24 protein-coding genes and 1 tRNA gene are annotated in these 24,658 nt (G+C 59.1%); 13 read left to right on the forward strand and 12 right to left on the reverse strand.

The features are described from left to right. Window positions 1-34 precede the first annotated feature (34 nt). The 5 genes from secF to queA form a co-directional block, all read right to left on the reverse strand. A complete protein-coding gene (gene secF, locus AC07V4_RS23920) occupies window positions 35-949 on the reverse strand; it encodes a protein translocase subunit SecF (protein ID WP_431751416.1) in 915 nt (304 codons plus the stop codon). A gap of 9 nt (window positions 950-958) precedes the next feature. Next, complete coding sequence (gene secD, locus AC07V4_RS23925; protein WP_492638339.1) at window positions 959-2,827, reverse strand: protein translocase subunit SecD; 1,869 nt, start codon at window positions 2,825-2,827, stop codon at window positions 959-961. Between the two features lie 62 nt (window positions 2,828-2,889). Then, complete coding sequence (gene yajC, locus AC07V4_RS23930; RefSeq protein ID WP_003175975.1) at window positions 2,890-3,228, reverse strand: preprotein translocase subunit YajC; 339 nt, start codon at window positions 3,226-3,228, stop codon at window positions 2,890-2,892. Between the two features lie 43 nt (window positions 3,229-3,271). After that, complete coding sequence (gene tgt, locus AC07V4_RS23935; protein ID WP_010565220.1) at window positions 3,272-4,387, reverse strand: tRNA guanosine(34) transglycosylase Tgt; 1,116 nt, start codon at window positions 4,385-4,387, stop codon at window positions 3,272-3,274. Window positions 4,388-4,392: 5 nt separating this feature from the next. Continuing rightward, the gene (gene queA / locus AC07V4_RS23940; RefSeq protein WP_492638340.1) at window positions 4,393-5,442 is read right to left on the reverse strand and encodes a tRNA preQ1(34) S-adenosylmethionine ribosyltransferase-isomerase QueA; all 1,050 of its coding nucleotides are present in this window, start codon (window positions 5,440-5,442) and stop codon (window positions 4,393-4,395) included. Between the two features lie 108 nt (window positions 5,443-5,550). On the opposite strand from queA, the gene AC07V4_RS23945 reads away from it, so the two are divergent. Both AC07V4_RS23945 and AC07V4_RS23950 read left to right on the forward strand, forming a co-directional pair. Next, window positions 5,551-5,635 (forward strand) — tRNA-Leu (locus AC07V4_RS23945). An 83-nt stretch (window positions 5,636-5,718) separates the two neighbouring features. Beyond that, window positions 5,719-6,048 carry a hypothetical protein gene (locus AC07V4_RS23950; RefSeq protein WP_492638341.1) on the forward strand — a complete coding sequence of 110 codons (330 nt, stop codon included), beginning with the start codon at window positions 5,719-5,721 and terminating at the stop codon, window positions 6,046-6,048. A gap of 8 nt (window positions 6,049-6,056) precedes the next feature. On the opposite strand, the gene AC07V4_RS23955 is transcribed toward AC07V4_RS23950, so the two are convergent. Beyond that, complete coding sequence (locus tag AC07V4_RS23955) at window positions 6,057-6,692, reverse strand: LysE family translocator (protein ID WP_431751648.1); 636 nt, start codon at window positions 6,690-6,692, stop codon at window positions 6,057-6,059. 281 nt (window positions 6,693-6,973) lie between these two features. Here AC07V4_RS23955 and AC07V4_RS23960 point away from each other — a divergent pair, with 281 nt between their 5' ends. From AC07V4_RS23960 to AC07V4_RS23975, 4 genes are all read left to right on the forward strand, one after another. After that, window positions 6,974-8,128, forward strand: a complete 1,155-nt coding sequence (locus AC07V4_RS23960; protein WP_492638342.1) for an S-type pyocin domain-containing protein — start codon at window positions 6,974-6,976, stop codon at window positions 8,126-8,128. Window positions 8,129-8,135: 7 nt separating this feature from the next. Next, window positions 8,136-8,393 carry a colicin E3-like toxin immunity protein gene (locus AC07V4_RS23965; RefSeq protein WP_492638343.1) on the forward strand — a complete coding sequence of 86 codons (258 nt, stop codon included), beginning with the start codon at window positions 8,136-8,138 and terminating at the stop codon, window positions 8,391-8,393. A 24-nt stretch (window positions 8,394-8,417) separates the two neighbouring features. Further along, complete coding sequence (locus tag AC07V4_RS23970; RefSeq protein WP_492638344.1) at window positions 8,418-9,041, forward strand: DUF3916 domain-containing protein; 624 nt, start codon at window positions 8,418-8,420, stop codon at window positions 9,039-9,041. Window positions 9,042-9,117: 76 nt separating this feature from the next. Next, entirely contained in the window at window positions 9,118-9,405 is a 288-nt protein-coding gene (locus AC07V4_RS23975) for a colicin E3-like toxin immunity protein (RefSeq protein WP_492638345.1), read from the forward strand. A gap of 184 nt (window positions 9,406-9,589) precedes the next feature. On the opposite strand, the gene AC07V4_RS23980 is transcribed toward AC07V4_RS23975, so the two are convergent. Both AC07V4_RS23980 and AC07V4_RS23985 read right to left on the reverse strand, forming a co-directional pair. Then, window positions 9,590-10,942, reverse strand: a complete 1,353-nt coding sequence (locus AC07V4_RS23980) for an ATP-binding protein (protein WP_492638346.1) — start codon at window positions 10,940-10,942, stop codon at window positions 9,590-9,592. Continuing rightward, window positions 10,939-11,601 carry a response regulator gene (locus tag AC07V4_RS23985; protein WP_492638347.1) on the reverse strand — a complete coding sequence of 221 codons (663 nt, stop codon included), beginning with the start codon at window positions 11,599-11,601 and terminating at the stop codon, window positions 10,939-10,941. The genes AC07V4_RS23980 and AC07V4_RS23985 overlap by 4 nt, the downstream gene beginning before the upstream one ends. Window positions 11,602-11,758: 157 nt before the next feature. Between AC07V4_RS23985 and AC07V4_RS23990 the strand changes: the two genes are divergently transcribed. The 3 genes from AC07V4_RS23990 (at window position 11,759) to AC07V4_RS24000 (ending at window position 15,732) form a co-directional block, all read left to right on the forward strand. Next, complete coding sequence (locus AC07V4_RS23990) at window positions 11,759-13,027, forward strand: sialidase family protein (RefSeq protein WP_492638348.1); 1,269 nt, start codon at window positions 11,759-11,761, stop codon at window positions 13,025-13,027. After that, entirely contained in the window at window positions 13,027-13,632 is a 606-nt protein-coding gene (locus tag AC07V4_RS23995; RefSeq protein ID WP_492638391.1) for a hypothetical protein, read from the forward strand. Before AC07V4_RS23990 ends, AC07V4_RS23995 begins: the two co-directional genes overlap by 1 nt. Window positions 13,633-13,710: 78 nt before the next feature. After that, the gene (locus AC07V4_RS24000) at window positions 13,711-15,732 is read left to right on the forward strand and encodes an LTA synthase family protein (RefSeq protein ID WP_492638349.1); all 2,022 of its coding nucleotides are present in this window, start codon (window positions 13,711-13,713) and stop codon (window positions 15,730-15,732) included. On the opposite strand, the gene AC07V4_RS24005 is transcribed toward AC07V4_RS24000, so the two are convergent. Further along, complete coding sequence (locus tag AC07V4_RS24005) at window positions 15,733-16,110, reverse strand: c-type cytochrome (RefSeq protein ID WP_492638350.1); 378 nt, start codon at window positions 16,108-16,110, stop codon at window positions 15,733-15,735. A gap of 43 nt (window positions 16,111-16,153) precedes the next feature. Next, window positions 16,154-16,696 (reverse strand): demethoxyubiquinone hydroxylase family protein, encoded by a 543-nt coding sequence (locus AC07V4_RS24010; RefSeq protein WP_492638351.1) that lies wholly within the window; start codon window positions 16,694-16,696, stop codon window positions 16,154-16,156. Between the two features lie 163 nt (window positions 16,697-16,859). Here AC07V4_RS24010 and AC07V4_RS24015 point away from each other — a divergent pair, with 163 nt between their 5' ends. After that, window positions 16,860-17,240 carry a response regulator gene (locus AC07V4_RS24015; protein WP_492638352.1) on the forward strand — a complete coding sequence of 127 codons (381 nt, stop codon included), beginning with the start codon at window positions 16,860-16,862 and terminating at the stop codon, window positions 17,238-17,240. A 931-nt stretch (window positions 17,241-18,171) separates the two neighbouring features. Next, window positions 18,172-19,185, forward strand: coding sequence for a diguanylate cyclase domain-containing protein (locus tag AC07V4_RS24020; protein WP_492638353.1), 1,014 nt, complete (start codon window positions 18,172-18,174; stop codon window positions 19,183-19,185). Window positions 19,186-19,188: 3 nt separating this feature from the next. Here AC07V4_RS24020 and AC07V4_RS24025 read toward each other — a convergent pair whose 3' ends face one another. Further along, the gene (locus tag AC07V4_RS24025; RefSeq protein WP_492638354.1) at window positions 19,189-20,217 is read right to left on the reverse strand and encodes an amino acid ABC transporter substrate-binding protein; all 1,029 of its coding nucleotides are present in this window, start codon (window positions 20,215-20,217) and stop codon (window positions 19,189-19,191) included. Between the two features lie 222 nt (window positions 20,218-20,439). Here AC07V4_RS24025 and AC07V4_RS24030 point away from each other — a divergent pair, with 222 nt between their 5' ends. After that, window positions 20,440-21,690, forward strand: coding sequence for a 2-aminoadipate transaminase (locus AC07V4_RS24030; RefSeq protein WP_492638355.1), 1,251 nt, complete (start codon window positions 20,440-20,442; stop codon window positions 21,688-21,690). On the opposite strand, the gene AC07V4_RS24035 is transcribed toward AC07V4_RS24030, so the two are convergent. Further along, the gene (locus tag AC07V4_RS24035) at window positions 21,687-23,702 is read right to left on the reverse strand and encodes a c-type cytochrome (RefSeq protein WP_492638356.1); all 2,016 of its coding nucleotides are present in this window, start codon (window positions 23,700-23,702) and stop codon (window positions 21,687-21,689) included. The genes AC07V4_RS24030 and AC07V4_RS24035 overlap by 4 nt on opposite strands. Before the next feature lie 221 nt (window positions 23,703-23,923). Between AC07V4_RS24035 and AC07V4_RS24040 the strand changes: the two genes are divergently transcribed. Continuing rightward, window positions 23,924-24,628, forward strand: coding sequence for a hypothetical protein (locus AC07V4_RS24040; RefSeq protein WP_492638357.1), 705 nt, complete (start codon window positions 23,924-23,926; stop codon window positions 24,626-24,628). The last annotated feature ends 30 nt before the right edge of the window (window positions 24,629-24,658 follow it).

Here is a 24,658-nt window from a genome sequence, read left to right on the forward strand (position 1 = left end):
GCCTTCTTTGTAACAGCAGATCAACAAACGCCCATCAAGGACGGTCGTCGACCTCCTTGCCGGTAGCAGCAGGAGGGATCAAGTCTTCGCTGTTGAGGTTCAGCCAGATCAGCACCACGTTGGCGATGTAGATCGACGAGTAGGTGCCCGCCAGAACGCCGATGAACAGCGCCAGGGAGAAGCCCCACAGGTTGTCGCCACCGAAGATCATCAGCGCCGCAATCGCCAACAGCGTGGAGATCGACGTCGCCATGGTCCGCAGCAGGGTCTGGGTAGTGGAGATGTTGATGTTCTCGATCAACGTCGCCTTGCGCAGTACGCGGAAGTTCTCACGAACCCGGTCGAATACCACGATGGTGTCGTTGAGGGAGTAACCAATGATCGCCAGCACCGCAGCCAGCACGGTCAGGTCGAAGGTAATCTGGAAGTACGCCAGGATACCCACGGTCACGATCACGTCGTGGATCAGCGACACAATGGCGCCGACACCGAACTTCCACTGAAAGCGGAACGCCAGGTAGATCATGATGCCGACCAGCGCCATCAGCATGCCAAGGCCGCCCTGGTCGCGCAGCTCTTCACCCACTTGCGGGCCCACGAACTCGACGCGCTTGACCGATGCTGGGTTGTCGCCGCCGACCTTCTGCAAGGCCTCGGCTACCTGGTGACCCAACTGCGGATCTTCGCCCGGCATACGCACCAGCAGGTCAGTGGTTGCACCGAAGCTCTGCACGATGGCTTCGTGATAGCCAGCCTTGACCAGCTCACTGCGCACCAAGGTGACGTCAGCCGGCTTCTCGTAGGTCAGCTCGATGAGCGTACCGCCGGTGAAATCCAGACCGTAGTTCAGGCCCTTATGGAACCAGCTGAACAACGCCAGAACGGTAAGGAGCACGGTGACGCCGAACGCAATGTTGCGAACGCCCATGAAGTTGATTGTACGTAACATGGCAGCCCCTTAAATCCACAACTTCTTGAAGTCACGCCCGCCAAAGATCAGGTTGACCATTGCGCGGGTCACCATGATGGCCGTGAACATCGAGGTAAAGATACCGAGGGACATGGTGACCGCAAAACCCTTGACCGGGCCGGTGCCCATGGCAAAGAGAATCCCGCCGACCAGCAAAGTGGTCAAGTTGGAGTCGAGAATCGCGGTAAATGCCCGGCCGAAGCCTTCGTTGATTGCACGCTGCACGGTCATGCCCGCCGCGATCTCTTCACGAATCCGCGAGAAGATCAGTACGTTGGCGTCTACCGCCATACCCATGGTGAGTACGATACCGGCGATACCTGGCAGGGTCAGTGTAGCGCCCAGCAGCGACATCAGGGCCAGCAGCATCACCATGTTGCCCGCCAGGGCCACGGTGGCGATGATACCGAAGAAGCGGTAGATGGCGATGATGAACAGGGAAACGAACAGCATGCCCCACAAGGCGGCATCGATACCCTTGGTGATGTTGTCGGCACCCAGGCTCGGGCCAATGGTACGTTCTTCAGCGAAGTACATCGGAGCCGCCAGGCCACCAGCACGCAACAGCAATGCCAGTTCGGACGACTCACCCTGGCCATTCAGGCCAGTGATGCGGAATTGAGCACCCAGCGGCGACTGGATGGTCGCCAGGCTGATGATCTTCTTTTCTTCCTTGAAGGTCTGCACCGGCACGTCTTTCTCGACACCGTCGACCACTTGCTTGGTGTAGGTAGTGACCGGACGCTGCTCGATGAAGATCACCGCCATGCTGCGACCGACGTTGCTGCGCGTAGCGCGGCTCATCAGTTCACCACCGTGGCCATCCAGACGGATGTTCACTTCAGGGGTACCGTGCTCGCCGAAGCCAGCCTTGGCGTCGGTCACCTGGTCACCGGTGATGATCAGGCTACGCTCGATCAATGCAGGAGGACGGTTGCCTTCGCGGAACTCGAACTCCTCGGCAGTCGCGCGGGTAGCACCCGGCTCAGCAGCCAGACGGAACTCCAGGTTGGCCGTTTTACCCAGGATACGCTTGGCTTCAGCGGTGTCCTGCACGCCTGGCAGCTCAACTACGATACGGTTGGCGCCCTGGCGCTGAACGATCGGTTCGGCCACACCCAGCTCGTTGACGCGGTTACGTACCGTGGTCAAGTTCTGCTTGATGGAGTACTCGCGGATTTCCGCGATCTTGGCCGGGCTCATCGCCAGACGCAGTACAGCCTGACCATTCAGGTCAGCCGGTACGATGTCGAAATCATTGAAATTCTTGCGGATCAGGGCACGGGCCTGTTCGCGGGATGCTTCGTCAGAGAAGCCCAGCTGGATGGCGCCGTTGAGCTGCGGCAGGCTGCGATAACGCAACTTCTCTTTGCGCAGCAGGCTCTTCACGTCGCCTTCGTAGACTTTCAGGCGCGCGTCGAGGGCTTTGTCCATGTCGACTTCCAGCAGGAAGTGCACACCACCGGACAAGTCCAGGCCCAGCTTCATCGGGTGCGCGCCAATGCTGCGTAGCCATTGCGGGGTGGTCTGCGCCAGGTTGAGCGCGACTACGTAGTCGTCACCCATGGCCTTGCGCACGACATCCTTGGCTGGCAATTGGTCTTCTGCCTTGGTCAGGCGCAACAAGCCGCCCTTCGCACCAGCCGCCAATGTTGCCGCCTTGACCTGGATACCTGCGTCAGTGAGCGCTTTGCTCGCGCGGTCCAGGTCAGCCTGATTGACTTGCAGCGCAGTGCTGGCGCCAGTGATCTGGATCGCCGGGTCATCAGGATAGAGATTGGGAGCGGAATAAATAAAACCGATCGCCAGCACCGCCAGGATCAGTACGTATTTCCACAGAGGGTATTTGTTCAGCATCACGCCGCCCGCTTATAACGCGGGGCGCCTTGCGCGCCCCGTCGATTGGTAAAGGTTGTTACTCAGATCGCTTTGAGCGTGCCTTTTGGCAGCGTGGCGGCGATGGCGCCCTTCTGGAACTTCATTTCTACGGTGTCGGAGACTTCCAGGACCACGAAAGCGTCAGAAACCTTGGTGATCTTGCCAGCGATACCGCCGGTGGTCACAACTTCGTCACCTTTCTGCAGGCTGCCCAGCAGGTTTTTCTGCTCTTTGGCGCGCTTTGCCTGTGGACGCCAGATCATCAGGTAGAAGATGACCAGGAAACCGACCAGGAAAATCCACTCGAAACCACCGCCCATAGGGCCGGCAGCAGCAGGCGCAGCGGCGTCAGCCATGGCGTTAGAGATAAAAAAGCTCATTTAGCACTCCAGTTGCAAATAGTGAATCTTAGGGTCGGAAAACTCAGTCCAAGGGCGGCACAGGGAGCCCACGCTTGGCATAGAAGGCATCGACGAAGGCGGCCAATGTACCCTGTTGAATAGCCTCGCGCAAACCAGCCATCAGGACTTGGTAATGGCGCAAATTGTGGATGGTATTCAACATGCTACCCAGCATTTCCCCGCATTTGTCCAGATGGTGCAGATAAGCACGGGAGAAGTTCTGGCAGGTGTAGCAATCACAGGTGGGATCCAGCGGCGAATCATCATGGCGATGGAACGCGTTACGGATCTTGAGCACGCCTGTATCGATGAACAGATGCCCATTGCGGGCATTACGGGTTGGCATCACGCAATCGAACATGTCCACACCGCGGCGCACACCCTCTACGAGATCCTCCGGTTTGCCAACGCCCATAAGGTAACGAGGTTTGTCAGCGGGCATCAGGCCCGGCAGATAATCCAGCACCTTGATCATCTCGTGCTTGGGCTCGCCCACCGACAAACCGCCGATGGCCAGGCCGTCGAAGCCGATCTTGTCCAAGCCTTCCAGCGAGCGTTTGCGCAAGCTTTCATGCATACCGCCCTGCACAATGCCGAACAGTGCCGCGGTGTTATCACCGTGGGCATTCTTCGAACGCTGGGCCCAACGCAGCGACAGCTCCATGGAAACCCGTGCGACGTCTTCATCCGCTGGGTACGGCGTGCATTCGTCGAAAATCATCACGATGTCGGAGCCCAGGTCACGCTGCACCTGCATTGACTCTTCCGGGCCCATGAACACTTTGGAACCGTCTACCGGCGAGGCGAAGGTCACACCCTCCTCCTTGATCTTGCGCATGGCGCCCAGGCTGAACACCTGGAAACCACCCGAGTCGGTCAGGATCGGGCCTTGCCACTTCATGAAGTCATGCAGGTCGCCATGCTTCTTGATCACTTCCGTGCCCGGGCGCAGCCACAGGTGGAAGGTGTTGCCGAGGATGATCTCGGCGCCGGTGGCGACGATGTCACGCGGCAGCATGCCTTTTACGGTGCCATAGGTGCCGACCGGCATGAAGGCCGGGGTCTCCACCGTGCCGCGCGGAAAGGTCAGGCGACCACGACGGGCCTTGCCGTCGGTAGCGAGCAATTCAAACGACATACGACTCATAGTTGTTCCTCTGGGCCGCGTGGCGCCGGGTTACGGGTGATAAACATCGCATCACCGTAGCTGAAAAAACGGTACTCGTTGGCGATGGCGGCTTGATAAGCGGCCATGGTTTCCGGGTAACCGGCAAATGCCGACACCAGCATCAACAGCGTGGATTCCGGCAAATGGAAGTTGGTGACCAGGCAATCGACCACATGGAACGGCCGACCTGGGAAAATAAAGATATCGGTGTCGCCACTGAACGGCTTGAGCACGCCATCGCGCGCCGCGCTCTCCAGGGAGCGCACGCTGGTGGTGCCAACCGCCACCACACGACCGCCGCGCGCCTTGCACGCTTGAACGGCATCGACGACTTCCTGGCTGACTTCCAGCCATTCGCTGTGCATATGGTGGTCTTCGATCTTATCCACACGCACCGGCTGAAAAGTGCCGGCCCCCACGTGCAGGGTTACATAGGCGGTCTCGACGCCCTTGGCGGCAATCGCATCCAGCAGCGGTTGGTCGAAATGCAGCCCGGCAGTCGGCGCAGCCACCGCACCGAGGCGCTGGGAATACACCGTCTGATAGCGTTCGCGGTCCGCGTCTTCGTCGGGGCGGTCTATATAAGGAGGCAACGGCATATGGCCGACGCGATCCAGCAACGGCAGCACTTCCTCGGCGAACTTGAGTTCGAACAATGCATCATGACGCGCCACCATCTCGGCTTCGCCACCGCCATCGATCAAGATGGACGAGCCCGGTTTCGGCGACTTGCTCGAGCGCACATGGGCCAGCACACGGTGGCTGTCCAGCACCCGCTCCACCAGAATTTCCAGCTTGCCGCCGGACGCTTTCTGGCCAAACAGCCGTGCCGGAATCACCCGGGTATTGTTGAACACCATCAAATCGCCTGGGCGCAAATGCTCAAGCAAATCAGTGAATTGACGGTGTGCGAGGGCACCGCTGATCCCGTCCAGGGTCAGCAGTCGACTGGCGCGACGCTCGGCCAAAGGGTGGCGAGCGATCAGCGAATCAGGGAGCTCAAAAGTAAAGTCAGCAACGCGCATGATGGGGTTCGTCTAGCAGGGCCGGGAAGTCTAGCGGAAATAGTGAAAATTGACCATGAAACGTGATTGACCAACGGTAATCTCATCTCTATACTTCGCCGCCATTGAGCCCTGATGGCGGAATTGGTAGACGCGGCGGATTCAAAATCCGTTTTCGAAAGGAGTGGGAGTTCGAGTCTCCCTCGGGGCACCATCTTAAAGAAAGACCTTGAAATTCAAGGTCTTTTTTTTCGCCTGTCGAAAAGTGACCGGCACGCCAGTGGAGGTAGCGGGACCATGGAATTGTTGCTCGAAGCGGTTGCGTTGTTCGCCCTCAAACTGGTGCACGAAACTGAGGGTGGTAGCCCGGTTTTGCGGGATGACCCGGTGATGGTTGGGTATGATCGCGAGGTGTTTGGGTTGTTGGTGCGGCAGGGGGATTTGGTTGGGATTCAACTGAAGATCGCTGAGTGCATGACACTGGCGCTCGCCTCCCTGGGCGGCGCCGATACCGTGATGGGTCGCGAGCTGCAACGGTTGGCGGTGGACGTGCGCCAAGCGTCGACACTGGATGAACTCAATACCCCGCTCAGCGCACTCAAGGACTATCTGAAAGCTATTCTGTGAAGCACAAGCTAGCGCCGCCCTTCCACCGCCATCCGCACCGCCAACCCCATCAACACCGAGCCCATCACCCAGCGCTGCACCACCTGCCAACCCGGCCGGGTGACGAAAAATACCGCGATGGACCCGGCCATGGTGGCGATCACTGCGTTGACGCTCACGCTGATCATGATTTGTGTAAAGCCCAGCACCAGGGATTGCGTCAACACACTGCCATGGCCATTCGGGTCGATGAACTGGGGCAGCAGCGACAAATACATCACCGCCACCTTGGGGTTCAGCAGGTTGGTCACCAAGCCCATGGTGAACAGCTTGCGCGGGCTGTCCTGGGGCAAGTCCCGCACCTGGAACGGTGAGCGCCCACCCGGTTTGACCGCCTGCCAGGCCATATAGATCAAATACAACGCACCGCCAAAGCGCAGCGCGTCGTAGGCAAACGGCACGGCCATAACCAACGCCGTAATGCCCAATGCCGCGCACAGCATGTAAACCAGAAAACCCAGCGCCACGCCGCCCAGGGAAATCAACCCCGCCGTGCGGCCCTGGCAGATCGAGCGGGAGATGAGGTAAATCATGTTCGGACCGGGCGTCAGCACCATGCCGAGCGAGATCAGCGCATAGGCCAGCCAGTTGGACATTTCGGGCATTGTTTGGCTCCTGGATTTTTCTTCTGTCGGCATGAAACCCTTGGCCAACGTTGCGGTGTTGGGCGCCATGGTAGGGCGTCCAACAGCAGGCCGTTAGATACAGATTCGCGAGCAAAACGTCATACAGGCGCAGGCGCTTACTGCGCCGCTCACACAAGGACGGACACATGCTCGGCAAGCATCAGTCCACTTTTCCCGCCCATGCCATCGAACTCAGCCGACATCAACCTCTAGCCCCACCCTCATAGGCTCACTCCCCCACACAAGGAAGTGAGCCGGTCATGTCAGAGCGCTTTTACCCTCCCACTGAGGAGGAACAACTCAAACAGCGAATCCTGACCCCACAGCCATCGCGGGCGCCCTTTTCACCGCCGATTGCCTTATTCGAACCCGCACCTGCCCAACAGCCAGCACCCGCCAAACTGCCCGGTTGTACCTTCACCAAATCCTGCCAGTTGCCCGACGGCATCATTCGCTATAACGACCCCACCGGCCACGTACCGCTGGAGCTGATCAAGGAGTACGGCCATTTAAGCCTGTTGGGTGGGCGCGAAGTGGACAGCCAGGGCGTGGTAGCCCTGCGCAAGATCAGTGGCAGCGCCTTGCCCGTTGGGTTAGGTCAGTTGGCATTGCGTTCGGCGGTGTTGGACTCGGCAGCCGTGGCTGTCGAAACCGTGGCGGGAGGCCTGCTCGCGGGCTTGGTCGCACTGGTTTGGCCATCGGAGCTGGGCGACAGCGCGCTCTACAGCGATGAGCAATTGCGCTCACTGCAACGGGCACGGTCGCAGATGCGGTTGCATGTCGAACAACGTGAGGATGGCACGCTCAAGGGGTATGGGTTTTACACGGGCAACAACGCCGATTGGCAGATGATTGATGTGGTGCAGTTCCAACGCCGTGGCGAGCGGTTTATGGTGGATTTGGGTGAGGGAGCAGAGCTGATCTGGACGCCAGCGATTGATCCTGGCGACACGCTTGGCATTCCAGCACTGGAGGCTGCGCCGCAAGCGCCAGTGATGTGGATTTACCCGCCGACGGAGAAGGCTGCGCAGATTCTGGTGAACCCGGTTTATCCACCGGAGTATCGGGATTTTATTCTGGTGTTCCCGGTGGAGTCGGGGGTTCGGCCACTGTATGTGGTAGTGAGCATTAAGGCTGGAGATCACAAGTACCACAAGGCTCCGAGTACTGAACAAATAACTGGCTTTGAGAGCCTGATAAAAGCAAAACCCATGACTCCCAGACAAGGAGGCGCCGGCCTGAGAGAGCGCTGGATCGAGGAAAAAGGCCGGAGGATCTATGAGTGGGACTCCCAACATGGGGAGTTGGAAGTTTATCTAGCAAGCGATGGGAGCCATATAGGTGCGTTCAACCACATAACCGGTGAGCAGCTAAAAGGGCCGAAGAAAAAACGAAACATCAAAAAATATCTGTGAGGGATACATGGGACTAAAAGTGAGACTGGAATGGTTCGACAGAACCACCGAGTGTCTAAGCGGTACAGAGGACTCAGCGGACTTAGGAGACGACTACTCCGTGATTTCCAAGCTTGGGCTGTCGCCAAATGAGGACATCAATAACGGTATGTTTGAGCTGCGCCGGGAGTGGATATCACTGATACAGGAACACTTTTCTCATGAAATTGCTCTTTCAGAAAGCGACTACTTCATCGCGTTTGATTACGAAGATGCATACGAATAACGCAGGCGTAGAGGGCTCAGTTTCATGCGCAGACTGTCACTGACCAATAAAAAACTCCGCAATATCCCCAGGCACCTCAGAGCCCTGACCCGCTGGGCAGACAGCTTCGAAGGCTGCTTCTACCAAGAGTTACCGCCGCAACCCGACTACGTAAATATAAAAATCCCAGTTATCGAAAATCTTGTTGAAGGCAAACAAACCACACCGAAAACTCTGGCGCACTGCGCTCAACAGTTGATCAAGGTTGCAGGCCACCTGGTTGAAGCACGATCAGACGATGATCCTGAGTGCTGGATTATCGCCTGCGTCATGGTCCCGGACATGTTCTCAAGCCGAGTCTGTGTCTACACCGACAAAGCACGTGTGCTCGGTCACACCCAACCATTCGACTACGAGTATTTCCGCCAAATTCGCATCACCGGCCGAAGCCTGGCCCGCGAATGGGGATTGGTCGTTCCGCCAGGCCTGCGCGAAGTTGGTTTTCACTTCATCCACGAGGACGAAAATGGAAACATCTTCGAGTCAGAACATTGGTACTTCGGCGAAGTCAGCACGGCCGATGAAGACACTGGCGGAAGACGCTGGAGGTATCAAACCTTCAGGTCCTTCCAAACGCAACACCCGCAATTGTTCGGTCAGTCCGTTTAACCCGCCTTCACCTCCTCCTTGTCCACCCAATGCCGTCACCAACACTGGCGTAATTGCCAATAGATAGGTTTTCAAAATGGCGATGAAAATTAGATTGCGGTGGTACGAAAAGCACTACGATGACTTGAAGGCAGGTGAGTATTCAGCGGATCTCGAAGACCCAGATAGCGTTTTTGAAGCATTGGGATTAGGTGAGGAGACTGCAATATATGCCGACGCATTCAACGTGCTGCCTAATTGGATAACAATTCTCCAACCGTACTTCCAGCACATGATTGATCCAGGCCAATTCGACTACCAAATTTCCTTCCGCTACCAAGGCACCTGGCCACCGCCTCCAAAGCAACCTAAGAAGGAGTCTTGATGCAATGAAACCTACACCGCAAAAGCCCCTTCTCTATCGCTCAGTCAACACCCGTAGCCTCTAGCGCGCAAACGGCGAGTGACAGCGATACGAGCATTTTGGCCTGCCAGGCATACCGAGGTGATCCCATCGCAGCCTCGCCGGGGCTCGACAGCTCCCACAGGGGATCGGAGGTGCGACCGTTTCAGGTGCTTTCAAACACCAACCGCACACACAACCCACCCCGCGCACGGTTATGCAGCGCCAACCGCCAACCAATCTTGCCAACGATCATTTGCACAATCGCCAACCCCAACCCCGCACCATTGGCGTTGCCTTGACTGTAAAACCGCTCGAACAGGCGCTCCATTTGCGCCTCATCAATGCCCGGGCCTTGGTCTTTCACGCTCAGGCAATGAGTGCCAATTACCACTTTCACTTCACTGCCCGCTGGTGAAAAGTTGAGGGCGTTGGTCACCAGGTTTTGCAGCGCGATGGCCATCGCCACCGGCTCGGTTTCCACCCAACATTCCTCATCGCCTTCGAGCACCAGTTCCACGCCTTTTTCCAAGGCCAGCGGTGTCAGTTCGGCCAGTTCTTCGCGCACCAGTTCGGTCAGTTGCACACGGCTGCGCACGGGGTTGTTCAACTGGGGTTCGATGCGCGCCATGGTCAGCAATTGGCTGCCAATGCGGGTGGCGCGGTCGACGCCGTTGACCAGGAAGTCCAACGCCTCACGGCGCTGCTCCTCGGTGCCGGCGCTTTGTGCGTTTTGTGCGTGAATGCGCAAGATCGCCAACGGGGTGCGCAGTTCGTGAGCTGCGTCGGCGATAAAGCGGCGCTCGCGCTCCAGCAGGTCGTCGATCTGCACCAGCAGACGGTTCAGCGCGGTTTGCATGGGTTCCAGATCGGTCGGCAGCGGTTTGAGTTGCAAGGGTTGCAGGGTGGCGGTGTTGCGCCCGCGAATCGACGACACCATGGCGCGCAGGGGCTTGAGGCCCCAGCCGATGGCCAGCCAGATCAATACGGTCAGCAGTGGCACGCCGATCAAGGTGGGCCAGAGGGTATGGCGCATGATGCGCTCAATCACGTCTTGGCGAATGTCGTCGCGCTCGCCCACCCAAATCAGCAGGCCTTGTTGCGGGTCGGCCAGGAGGAAGGCACACCAATCATTGCCATTTTCCAGGATGTCGTGGGCGCCGAGCGTGGCCGGTGGCGCGGCGAGCACGGGGGCTTCGGCAGAGCGCATCAGCAGCTCACCGTTGCTGCGCCATACCTGGAAGGTCAGCCGGGTTTCATAGGGGTGGGCCACGCCCTCTTCGCCCACCCGGCTCATGGCCTGGTCGAACGCCTCATACAGGCGGTTCCAATCCGCATCGCCGGGGTCGCGCTGGCGCAGCACGCCTTGCAGCAGACGAGCGCTTTGGGCGAGTTGGGCGTCATAGACTTCTTCGATTTCATGGTGGCTGTCACGCAGCACCAGCCAACTGATAAGCGCATCGCCCAGCAGGATCAACACCAGCACGGGAATGAGGATGCGCGCGCGAACCGAATTCATGGTTTAAGCACCAGCACATAACCGACGCCACGTACGGTGCGGATCAGCTCGGTGGATAACTTTTTGCGTAAGTTATGGATCAGCACTTCCAAGGTATTGCTCTCAACCCGGTCTTGCCAGCCATACAACGCACGGGACAGCCGCTCACGAGTCACCACTTTGCCGGGGCGTACCATCAGTTGATGCAGCAGTTGGTATTCCATCGGGGTGACGATGATGTCTTCGTCCTGGTAACGCACTTGTTGGGTGGACGGCTCGAGGCTGATACCGGCATGTTCCAATATGGGTTGGGCGCGGCCCTGACTGCGGCGCAACAGGGCGCGCACGCGAGCCTTGAGCTCTTGGACGTCGAACGGTTTGATCAGGTAGTCATCGGCGCCAGCATCCAGCCCGGCGATACGTTCGGCGGTGCCGTCGCGGGCAGTGAGGATCAGCACCGGCACGTCATGTTGCTCGGCGCGTAGTTGCTGCAACAGATCCAAGCCATCCAGGCGTGGCAAGCCGAGGTCGAGCAGCAGCAAGTCAAAGCTTTCCGTGCGCAAGGCATGCAAGGCACTGAGGCCGTCTTGCAGCCAATCCAATGTGTAGCCATCAGAGCCCAATGCCATGCGAATCCCTTGGCCGAGGGCACGATCATCTTCGACGAGGAGTAGGCGCATAGCAGAATCTCTGTAGGAATCGGCCGCATCATGCCGGGTTCCAGCGCGGGCTATTCCGGGAAAGGTGTTACGGCGCATTGCCAACTAAGGTTGCACTAAGGTTGGTTTTGCACTGTGCAGCCTCCTACCCAAGCGATGAGTTCCTGACAGGCTTTCTATGCGCTCCGCCTTACTGATCTGCAGCCTGCTCGCGATATTTTTCGCCGCGTGGCAAAGCCATCCGCCCCACACATTGGCCCCCTTCGCCCAAGCCAGCCCGAACAACACACCGGCTACGACAGCCCCGCAGTACACCAGCCGTTTTGTGTCTTCGCAGCTCACCGACTTTGTGCACTCCTCATCCGTCACCGCCCTGCCCGGCGGCGACTTGATGGCCGTGTGGTTCGCCGGTTCCCGCGAAGGCGCCGCCGATGTGCAGGTGCGTACCGCACGTTTTGATGCGCTCAGCGGCGAATGGGGTGCCGAGCAGGTATTGGCTACGCGGGAAAGTACACGCGATGGCACCCAGCGCTATATCCGCAAGCTGGGCAACCCGGTGATCGCCTTGGGGCCGGATAACCGCCTGTGGATGTTTTACGTGTCGGTATCAGTCGGTGGCTGGGCCACCAGTGCGATCAATCTGATGGTATCGGAGGACCTGGGCGCCACCTGGACAGCCCCGAGGCAACTGGTGACCTCACCGTTCTTTAACATCAGCACGCTGGTGCGTGCCGCGCCGGTGTTCCACGCCGACGGCTCCATCGGCCTGCCGGTGTATCACGAGTTCATGGGCAAGTTTGCCGAGTACCTGTACTTGAGCGCCGACGGCGCGGTGATCGATAAATTCCGCATCAGTCGCGGTAAACATTCCTTGCAACCCACCATCGTGCCGCAGGATGGTCAACGCGCAGTGGCGATGTTGCGCTACGCCGGTGAAACCCATCACCGCGTGCTGGCCAGCCGCACCGAGGATGCAGGGCAAACCTGGAGTGAGCCCTACCCACTGGAGCCGGCCAACCCCAACTCCTCGCTCGCGGCGGTGGCCACCCAGGACGATGGTTTGCTGGTGGCCCTCAATGACCTGCAAGACGGCCGCTTCAAGCTCAGCCTGTACGGCACCGACGCTCGGCTCAGCCAATGGCGCAACCTGATCGATCTGGACGAGTCCCCCGACCCGCTCGGCCAACCGTTCGCCCCCGAGGCGTACAAAGAGATCATCGGCGAAGGCTTCCGGGCCTCCAGCGGCGCCCGGCGCCTGCCGTTGGAACAACGTTTTCTGAGCAACCTGGATTACCGCGTGTGCAAACCCCGCGGCTGTGATTTCGAGTACGAATACCCGTACTTCAGCCGCAGCCCGGATGGCATGTATCACTTGGTGTACTCGTGGAATAACACCTTTATCAAACATGTCAGCTTCAACGAAGCCTGGCTGGCGGAGCGTCTGTGATGGTGTCGCTGTGGCAAGCCCATTTGAGTTTTGTGCTGTTGGGGTTTGTGCTGTTGAGCACGTTTCGAATGACCTCGCGATGGCGACCATGGTTGTTGCCGGTGCTGGTGGCGCTCAGTGTTGTCCCGGTGAATGAACTGCCCTTGGCGGCGTATGTGCGCAGCTATACCGATGACCTGGCGATCAGCACGCTGGTGTTGCTGGCGTGGGTCGCGCTGTGCCGGTTGGGGCTGTTGCAGCCGCTTGACCGCCCGCACCAGTTGCAACTGTTGATGCTGTTTGGGGGCCTGAGCCTGCTGCTGTATCCGGCCACGATGGGGCTGACGTATGTCGATCCTTATCGTTGGGGTTTCAACCCTCGGCCGATGATTGTGCTGGTAGGCGCATTGGCCCTGTTGATGCTGGCGCTGCGCAACAGGCTGGTGGTGTGGATGCTGGCAGTGGGCACGTTGGCATTCGCGCTGCGGTTGAAGGCATCGGAGAACTATTGGGATTATCTGATTGATCCGCTGCTAGCGGGTTACTGCGTAATCGCTGGGCTCATGCAGTTCAAACTGTGGGGGGAGGCTTGCCTCCGATGGCGGCGTGCCAGGCAGCCTAGCTGATACAGACACACTGCTATCAGGGGCAAGCCCCTTCCCACATTTGATCCACGGTGTTTTGGAAAATTTGGAAGGTCAGTAATGGGTGCGTTGCAATCACGCCGCCTGCGCTACGGCGTGGGGGCGATCGGGTTGGTGTTTGTGGTGTTGGCCGCGCTGCGGCTGGTGTTTGTCGTGGGTTTTTCCGGGCTTGATTTCACCACGCCTGCGTTGCTGGAAACCCTAGGCATCGGCCTGCGTTTCGACCTGCGCCTGGCCGTATTGCTCCTGTTACCGCTGGCGGTGCTTGCGTGGATACCCTGCTGGAACCTCACTACCCTGCCCGCCCTGCGTTGGTTGGCGCGCGGCTATCTGGTGGTAGCACTGGCGGTGGTCGGCCTGGTGTACATCATCGACTTCGGCCACTACGCCTACCTGGGCGTGCGCATCAACGCGACCGTGCTACGTTACCTGCAAGATGCACAGATCTCTCAACAGATGGTGTGGGAAACCTACCCAGTGCTGTGGATAACAGCCTGCTGGCTGGCCGCCGTGGCGCTATGGGTGTGGGCACTCGTCTGCCTGGAACGACTGACCCTAGATCACGACCCCAAGCCCCTCGGCAAATTGACCCTGGCCTCTGCTTCAGTGATCGGTGTCATCGCCGTGCTGCTGGCCCTGCTCGGCCGTGTGGCCAACCTCAACCTGGAAAACCCGGTGCCGCTGCGATGGAGTGATGCGTTCTTTTCCGGCAACAGCCAAGTGGCTGCCGTGGGCTTGAACCCGGTGCTGTTTTTGTATGACACGCTCAAGGTTGGCCAGTCGCAGTTCGATGAAGCCAAGGTGCGCGAGCTGTACCCACAAGTCGCCCATTACCTGGGCGTCGATCAACCCGACGCCGAGCAACTGGACTTCACCCGCAAACAAGCCGTGCAGCCCTATCGCCTGGCCGGCGAGCGACCGCCCAACGTGATTTTCGTGATGCTTGAATCCCTCGGCACCAGCGCCGTGGGTGCCTACGGCAACCCACTGAATCCAACGCCGAACCTGGACAAACTGGCGACACAGAGCTGGTTCTTCAAACACTTCTACGTGCCTGTGACCGGCACCGCGAAAACCGTGTGGGCGAGCATCACCGGCGTGCCCGACGTGACCCGCCAGGAGACCGCTACCCGCCACCCGCTGATCACCCGTCAACACACCTTGATCAACGCCTTCGAGGGCTACCAGAAGTTCTACATGATCGGCGGCAACGCTGGTTGGGCGAATATCAACGCACTGATCCGCCAGAGCATCGACGATGTGCAACTGTTTGAGGAAAGCCACTGGCGCTCGCCACGCGTGGATGTGTGGGGCATTTCCGATCTGGACCTGTTCAAGGAAGGCGACCTGTTATTGCGCGCCGTGCCCAAACACCAACCGTTCTTCGCCTACCTGCAAACCTCCGGCAACCACCGGCCCTTCACGATCCCGAAGCAAAACGACGGTTTCCAGATAAAAGACGTGACACTGGAGCAGGTCCAGGCGGCGGGTTCACGCAGTGTCGAGCAATACCAGGCCGTGCGCCTGTTGGACTACAACATCGGTCGCCTGATGGAGATCGCCAAGGCCGGGGGTTGGTACGACAACAGCATCTTTGTGTTCTTCGGCGACCACAACACACGCATCAGCCAGATCCCTCACATGGCGCCCGCCTTCGAGCAACTGGGACTGGAAAGCAACAATGTGCCGCTGTTGATCCACGCCCCAGGCCTGCAACCTCGGGTGATCGAAGACGCCGTGGGCCTGGCCGACCTGCTGCCCACCGTGGCCGGGATGGCAGGTGTGCCGTTTTCCAATAGCGCGATGGGCCGGGATATCCAGCAACCGGCGCCCGAAGGCGAACGCGTGGTGCCGCTGGTACTGCAGGAAGGCACCTTCCCGATTATCGGCGGTGTGACCCGCCACTTCCTGCTGCAAATGCAGCACGACGGCAGCTCACCGACGTTGCATGACCTGGCCTCGCAAACGCCTCGGGAGGATGTCGCCGAGCAACATCCCGAAGAGTTTCAACGCTTGCAAGGGCTCACGCATGGGCTACATGAAAGCGCGCGATTGATGCTGTTCAGGAATGTGCGCGAGTGACTACTTGTTGGGCTGGAAGGTTTCGAGATACGCCAGGATGTCTGCAATCTTGTCCTGATCGCTGATGCCCCAGAAAATCATGCGGGTGCCACTGACTACTTTCTTCGGTGCTTCGATATAAGCGGCCAGTTTATCCCGGGTCCAGACCACACCGGAGTTCTTCATCGCGTCGGAGTATTGATAGTCCGTGGTGGTGCCCGCTGGCCTGTCGATGATGCCGTTGAGCTCGGGACCAAAACCACCGCGCGCACCTTCACCGATGCTGTGGCAGCCGCCGCAAGTCTTGGTGAAGAGCTTGCCGCCCGCCTCGGCATCGCCGGCAGCGTAGGCCGGGGCGGTGGTGAGTATCAGGGCAGCGATCAGTAAGGCGTACTTCATGGACAACTCCACATCGGGTGTAGCGCACGATTATGCCTGTTTGTCAGGAACGCATGCCCATCCAGATCACGGTTTCAGTCCAGGCGGTGACTATCGGTGTCAGCGCTCTGAACCAAGGGTCACGCACATCGATCTGCGCGGCCGAGTGATCGTGGTGATGTTGTTCTTCGTCGACAATCGAGGCGATGGCGGCCACGGCCAGGGGGTCGATGTCGCGTAGTGTGTGGAGTTGATGGGCGAGGTGTTTGAGCACCACACTTTCCACCGCCACGGTGGTGGCCACGATGGCCTTGCGACCGCACAACCCGGTGATCAGCCCCAGTACCAGGCCACCGAGCCCGCACAACCAGTAGCTGCGGCAACGGCGATAACCCCGGCGCTGCAACTCGGCCTGGAACACGGCGCGGTGGCGGCGCTCGTGAGAGAGGAACTCCTTGAGCTCAGCGACCATGCCCGGGGCAGAGAACCGCGCCATGAACAACTGGCCACTGTAGATACAGATCGCGCCATGCTCGCCGGCATGGTCAACCTTGATCATGCGGTGGCCGAGATCTTTGTCGAAAATCGAAACAGCGGGTGCGTTCACGGTTGACGGCCTTGTGCGTGGCCGGGTAACGGCCGATCCTGAGTGTGCCGAGTATCCTGCAGCACGCCGCCAATGACCATCCATCGCTTGGGATACATTCAATCGAACCTATTCAAGCCCGCCCCACTCCACCTAATTGAACCCTGATGGTGGAGTAAGGATCATGGCTCAGCCATCGATTTTAGTACTGGAAGACGACGAAATCATTCGGGCGTTGATGGTGGATGTGCTGGAAGATTTCGGTGCGCTAGTGACATCGTTTCCTTCGGCGGATGAAGGCATGATTTACCTGGAGCGAGGCGATGACCCAGTGGACCTGATTGTCAGCGATATCCAGATGCCGGGTCTGCTCAATGGGTACGACCTGAGCAAGGTGGTGGCGCATCGCTGGCCGTCCTTACCGGTGGTGCTGACTTCCGGTAATACCACGCTGGCGGCACAACTGGGTAGTTCCGTGCGGTTCCTGCCCAAACCCTGGAGCGCCGAGCGCTTACTTGAATGCGTGCAAACGGCACTGACCCAGCAGGGCATGTGCATGCATTGATGGCGCCGCGACATTATCCAGGGTGATCGTCCAGACCCATGGTGACTGGAAGCGCAAACATTTGATCGATATGCAGAACAGCGGCTCCCGACTAACTACCGGGTACCGCGCGGCTTAAACATATAAGTTCACACACCGTCACGACTACTTAACTCCCCCTTAATAAACCATCCAAAACTTTACAAGTATTTAGCCCGACCCCTCCCCCATTACAACCCGACACATATAAGCGCTCGCCAACCACAACAAATCAAACTAACTTAACCCTCGCATTGTTACAGGGAAGAACATGCCATGTAAGACTTAAAACTTAATCTTCATAGAGAGAGACCTTCCAATGATTAACTCTATCAACACCCACGCCTTTCCATACGCCACCTTTCCAGCCGCCCAGGCTGACCAGCACGCTAATTCCCGTCAAAAACGAAGCGCCGCAGAACCACAACCATTCGCCGAAAGTGCGTCCTATGAAGCCAACCCAGATAAAGGTCGTCGACGCACCGGTGGTGGCTTAGACAGCCTGGGTCAAGGCCGTATTCTGTAATAAGTAAACCTCATCTTTAATACCTGCTAAAAGAGCAGCGCTAACACGCTGCTCCTTGTAGGCCATTTAATCAAATCAACAACTCTATCGCTTTAAATACAGCGCCATAACTCGACAATAACAACCCATTTAATTAATCCGGACACATAACTATTAGTTTGAGCTGCCCGTCTTATACCTACCCACAACATCGTCCCCAATCATGTCAGATCCTCAACAACGGTATCGACAGGAACGCACCGAAGCACTAACCCAGATCCACCCAACTAAAGTCTTCACTCGCCCTATTCAAAGCCCGCAGCCCCCGATGTACAGTAGCCCCAGCCACGGAGTATCGGCGTCAACCACGACTGGCCTTGGAAACCAGCCTACGCAGGAAGCGCACATATGGACGATAACTCCGACAGCAAGCCGCTGAGCAATGACTTTTCCGACCTCAACATTGACATGCTGCATGCGGTCATGGAACTGGTCAGCGATGGGATCTGGGATTGGAACGCCAATACCGGCTTCGTCTACCGCAACCCTGGCTGGTACGAGATGCTCGGCTACCCCCGCCACTCCATGGAGAACAGTGTGTTCACCTGGGAGAGGGTGATCCACGCCGATGACTACCCTCAAGTCATGACCCTGTTCGATGACTACATCCATCGTCGCGCGTCCTTCTACCGGGCCGAGTACCGCTGCCGCAAGGCCGATGGCACTTACTTGTGGATCGAAGACCGTGGCTACGTCATCGCGCGCAATGACGACGATTCGGTGGCGCGTATGGTCGGTGCTCATCGCGATATCCAGGTACGCAAATCCTCGATCGAACAGCTGGAGCGACGTAACCAGTCCCTCGAGGCCCTGGTGGCCGAGCGCACCCGCGAGCTGTCGCGGGTCAACCAGCAACTGCAATTGCAACTGGACGAAAACCGTTTCCTGGCCGAACACGACGCCTTGACCCGCGTGGCGAACCGCTACTGCCTGGAGAAAGTCTTGCTGGAAGAATGCGAGCGCGCCGAGCGCTTTCGTTTGCCGCTGGCACTGGTGGCCATGGATATCGATGACTTCAAGCCGATCAATGATCAACACGGTCACGCCGTCGGTGACCAAGCCCTGATACGAGTGGTGGAGAGCCTGCTGGCCTGCGCACGGCAGGGCGATTTGCTGGCGCGCTGGGGAGGTGACGAATTTATGTTGGTCTTGCCCAAAAGTTCGCTGGTGGTTGCGAAGGCGTTGGCCGAGACGGTTCGCCACGCCATGCGCGAGGTACCCGCAGTGGGCGAGTTCGCGCTGACATTGAGCCTGGGTGTGGTGGAGCGTCGTCCGGGTGAGTCCCCGACCGCCCTGATGATACGAGCCGATCAGGCACTGTACCGGTCCAAGGCGGCGGGGAAAGACAAGGTTTCGGAGTAACGATCAGCGCACCGGAGGCGCGTACTGGATACCGCCTTCACTCCACAGGGCATTAAGCCCACGCTTGATCTTCAACACGCTGCCCTGGCCGATGTTGCGCTCGAACACTTCGCCATAGTTGCCCACCTGTTTAACGATCTGCACCACCCAATCCTTGCGCAGTTTCAGGTCCTTGCCATATTCGCCGTCGACGCCGAGCAACCGCGCGACATCAGGGTTTTTGGTGGTCTTGGCTTGTTCTTCGACGTTCTGCGAGGTGATGCCCATCTCCTCGGCATTGAGCATGGCAAACAGCGTCCACTTGACGATGCTGAACCACTCATCGTCCCCCTTGCGCACCAGCGGGCCCAACGGCTCCTTGGAGATCACTTGCGGCAGCACCACGAACTCCTCTGGGTGAGCCATCTTGATGCGCTGGGCGTACAGGCCCGATTGATCGGTGGTCAGCACATCGCAGCGCCCGGATTCCAGGCCCTTGGCGCTCTCGTCAGCGGTATCGAAGGTGATCGGCGTGTACTTCATGCCATGGGTACGGAAGTAATCGGAGACGTTGAGCTCCGTCGTGGTGCCGGCCTGAAGGCAGACGGTCGCCCCATCCAATTGCTTGGCGTCGGTCACGCCCAGCTTGTTGTTCACCAGAAAACCGATACCGTCGTAGTAAGTCACGCCGGTGAACACCAGGCCCATGCCCGAATCACGGGAACTGGTCCACGTGGTGTTGCGTGAGATCACATCGACTTCACCGGATTGCAGCGCGGTGAACCGCTCCTTGGCGGTCAACTGACTGAACTTCACCTTCGAGGCGTCGCCAAACACCGCTGCGGCGACGGCATGGCACACATCGACATCAATGCCGGTCATCTTGCCCTGGCTGTCCGGTACACCAAAGCCCGGCAGGCCGTCGCTGACGCCGCACTGGATGAAACCCTTCTTCTGGATCGCATCCAAGGTGGCGCCAGCGTGGGCGCTACCCGCCAAACCCAAGGCCGCAACGGCGGTGAGGGCGAGCACGGTGGTCTTGAGGTTTTTCATGCGAAGCACTCCCTGTCGATCTTTATTATTCGGCGCTGCACAACCCGCACCGGTTTTTGAAGTTGCGAGGCAGTATCGACGGCTTTGCACCTGCGTCACAAACGACCTTTAGGCAACAACTCCTTCCCATTTGGAATGACCCGGCGACTTTATTTCGTTTGCGACAAAGCCGGGCGCACAGCTTAGATAAAAAGACGCCCGCCACTGCCGAGTCCCGGAGTCATGAGCCACGAAACCATCAGCCAGTCGATTTCCATCGTTCACCCTATCAGCCTCAGCCACGGCCAGAACGCCGAGGTGTGGGACACCACGGGCAAACGCTATATCGACTTTGTCGGCGGCATCGGCGTGCTCAACCTTGGCCATTGCCACCCCGGTGTGGTCGAGGCGATTCGCGAGCAGGCGACCAAGCTGACCCACTACGCGTTCAACGCGGCACCCCACGCGCCCTACTTCGAATTGATGGAACGTCTTACCGCGTTTATTCCGGTGGATTACCCGGTCAGCGGCATGCTGACCAACAGCGGCGCGGAAGCCGCTGAAAATGCCTTGAAGATCGTCCGCGGCACCACTGGCCGCACGGCGGTGATCGCCTTTGACGGCGCCTTCCATGGCCGCACCCTGGCCACCCTCAACCTGAATGGCAAGGTCGCGCCCTACAAGCAAAAGGTCGGTGTACTGCCAGGCCCGGTGTATCACCTGCCCTACCCCAGCGCCGACAACGGCGTGACCTGCGCCGAAGCGCTGAAGGCCATGGACCGTTTGTTCAGTGTGGAAATCGACGTCAATGACGTGGCCTGCTTCATCCTCGAACCGGTGCAGGGTGAAGGCGGTTTCCTGGCCCTGGACATCGAGTTTGCCCAAGCCCTGCGCCGCTTCTGTGACGAGAAAAACATTCTGCTGATTGCCGATGAAATCCAATCCGGCTTTGGCCGCACCGGCCAGCGTTTTGCGTTCTCACGACTGGGTATCGAACCGGACCTGATCCTGCTCGGCAAAAGCATCGCCGGCGGTGTGCCATTGGGCGCAGTGGTCGGCCGCAAAGCCCTGCTCGACAACCTGCCCAAAGGCGGCCTGGGCGGCACCTATTCCGGCAACCCCATTGCCTGTGCTGCCGCGTTGGCCACCCTTGATGCGATGACGGATCAACAGCTGAAAACCTGGGGTTCACAGCAGGAAGAAGCCATCGTCAGCCGCTACAACAGCTGGCGCGCCCAGGATGTGTCCCCTTACCTGGGCCGCCTGACCGGCGTCGGCGCCATGCGGGGCATCGAACTGACCAACGCCGACGGCTCGCCCGCCGCCCAGCAGTTGACCCAACTGCTGGGCCTGGCTCGCGATGCCGGCTTGCTGCTGATGCCGAGCGGCAAGTCGCGACACATTATCCGCCTGCTGGCACCGCTGACCATCGAGCCCGCGGTGCTGGAGGAGGGCCTGGATATCCTGGAGGCATGCCTCAAACAACTGGCTTAGTAGCGCGCATCGACCGGTTTGCCGCCGTTGGGCCAGTCTTTGACCTTGTCCGGGAAATCCGGACGAGGTTGCCCCGAGAAATAAGCCGCCACGTCCACCGCATCCTGATCCGACAAACCACCCTGGCCCAACGGGAATTTCTCGTGGAAGCCAATCGGCATATTCCGTTTGACGAACGCGGCCGCCGTGTAGGTGCGGGCCATACCTGCACCGATATTGAACGACTGCTCGCCCCACAGCGGTGGGTAGATCAACTCGCCATCGGCACGCGCCAGGCCCTGGCCATTGTCGCCATGGCACACCGCACATTGCTTGGCGTAGACCTGCTTGCCGTTGTCCAGGTTCGGCTTGATCCCCGGGTCGATCTTGCCGACCCCGCGCCCGGCCACCTTGTCTTCAGGGCGGGTGTTGTTTTTCATCCAGTCGAAGTAGGCCACCATCGCCTGCATATCCGCCGATTGCGGCGCCAGCGGCTGGCCGTTCATCGAGCGGCGGAAACAGCCGTTGATGCGCTCTTCCAAGGTCACTACTTTGCCCGCGCGCGGCGCATAGCTGGGGAAGAACGCCGACACACCGACAAAGGGCGAGCCATCGGCCACGGTGCCGGCGTTGAGATGGCAACTGGTGCAATTGAGCGAGTTGCCGACGTTGTCGGGCAGCAGTTCTTTGGTTTGCAGGTGCAGGCGCATGCCGCGCAGCACTTGGTCGGCATTGGGGGCGGCGAGCAGGTTGGCCAGGCGCGGGGTTTCAAACGCCGACGAATCCGTGGTGGCCGGGTTGAGTTGATCGCGCAGTTTCTTCACCTGGGCGACGCTGATCGGTGTGCCCTCGTTGCCCCAACGGGTGCGCACGAAGCTCAGGATTTCGGCGATTTCCTGATCCGCCAGGCGAGCGAAGCCAGGCATGGTGTACACCCGTGGGTGAGTGGCGGTTTGCGCCGTTTCCCAACCGGTAAGGGTGATGTGCAGCAGCGAGGTCGGGTTGTTCGAGGTGATGCTCGGGTTGCCGGCCAAGGGAGGGAACAAACCTTTCACACCCGCACCGTCACTGCGGTGGCAGTCGCTGCAGAACTGCATGTAGCCCAACCCCCCACGGCTGCTGAACAAATCAGCGGGCGGTGCCACTGGGGCACGGGCTACCGAGGGCATCGGCAGATCGTCTTTACCCGGTGGCAGGGACTTGAGGTAACTGGCGATGGCGGTCAGGTCATCATCAGTGAAATGCTGGGTACTGTGATGAATCACATCGGCCATGTTGCCGGCCACCGTGGCGAAGCGGTTCTGCCCGGTCTTGAGCAATTGCACAGTGTCTTCCACGGTCCATAGGTTGCGCAGGCTCAAGGCGCGCCAATGCTCGACGGTTTCCCCGGCCAGGTAATGGCGACCACGGTCATCGTCATCACTCATGGCTTTTTCCTGGAACGCGATGCCACGCGGTGTGTGGCATGAGCCGCAATGGCCCAGGCCCTGCACCAGGTAGGCACCTCGGTTGAGCACGGCGTCACGGTTCGGGTCCGGGGTAAACGGCCGCTTATCGAGGAAGGCAAAATTCCACAGCGCCAAGCCCCAGCGCTGGTTGAACGGGAAGCCCATGTCGGCCTCAAGGTTGGTTTGCTGCACGGGCTCCACGCCTTGCATCAGGTAGGCGAACAACGCGCGCATGTCCTTTTCACTCATCTTGGCGTAGGACGGATACGGCATCGCCGGGTACAGGTTCATCCCCGTGGGCGTCACGCCCTCGCGCATCACCCGGTCGAACTGCTCGAAGGTGTAGCGACCGATTCCGGTCTCTGGGTCCGGCGTGATGTTGCTCGAATAGATCGTGCCCATCGGCGTGCTCAACTCCAGCCCGCCGGCCATCACCCGACCTTGGCTGGCGGTGTGGCAGGCGATGCAGTCGCCCAGCTGCGCAACGTATTTACCGTGTTCGATTTCGGTGGGAGCGGCGTGCAAGGGTAGCGCCAAACAGAGCGTCGCCCCCAGCAAGGCCAGGCGGGAGAGGGAAAGCGCCATTGTATTAATCCTTTAATCACCTGAGCGTGGGGCGGCCCCCTCGGCACAGGACAGTGGTTGTTTTTATCGGTTCTTCAGGCACCTGTGTTGTAGCGGGTTTGGGGAGATGGCGTTTTGATGTGGGTCAGGGTCAATTCGAGTGCTGCCTTGACCTGATCCCCCTGCCCCTTGAAAATGCGCGACGCTTTTTTGTCCCCGTTTACTGACGTAGTGAAATTTCAATGTCCGATTCGCACACCGAAGAATCCGTAGTCGCCTTGCAATCCAAAGCTGAATACGAAAACGCCATCAATCTTTCACAGCATGTGCCAGCGGCCAAGATCATCAGCGAGATGGTGCTGGACGCGTTTCACACCTCCAAGGAAAGCGACCAGATCCGCGAGCTGCGCATGGCGATTCGCCTGGCCCACGACGCCTTCGACGATGACAAAGCCTACGAGCTGATGGGCCAGCTCAAGCAACTGAAGGACGCCGAAGCCGCCGACAACGCCGCCTTGGAAAACCTCAGCAGTCAGTTTTCCATCAGCCGCATCCTGTCCAGCTTCAAGGACGACCCTGAGTTTCAGGAGTTGGTCTACGGCCTGGCCCTCAAGGTGCTGAAGCAGAGCCACCAGGCCATCAGCAACCCGAGCGCCGGCAAGAGCAAGGCGGCCCGCGCCAAGAAAGACACCGAAGTGTTTGTGATCAGCAAAGACGGCATCAGCGTCACCCTGCCGCTGCGCACGCCACGCTCCAAGCTCAACGTTGACCGTGAGGCGTTGGAGTTCCTGGGCTTTGCGTTCGTGGGTGAAGGCAGCGAGGCGGAGCTGGAAAGTGAAACCTTCGTCGACAACAGTGGCGCAGAGCAGCCGGTCACGCGCAAAAGCATCGTGACCGCACTGCAACAGCAAAGCGCCTTCGACGGCTACACCATCGCCGCACAGTAAACGCTTGATGCACCAAGGCGCACACACACT

It is taken from the genome of Pseudomonas sp. GW821-FHT03A09 (genome assembly GCF_059421065.1).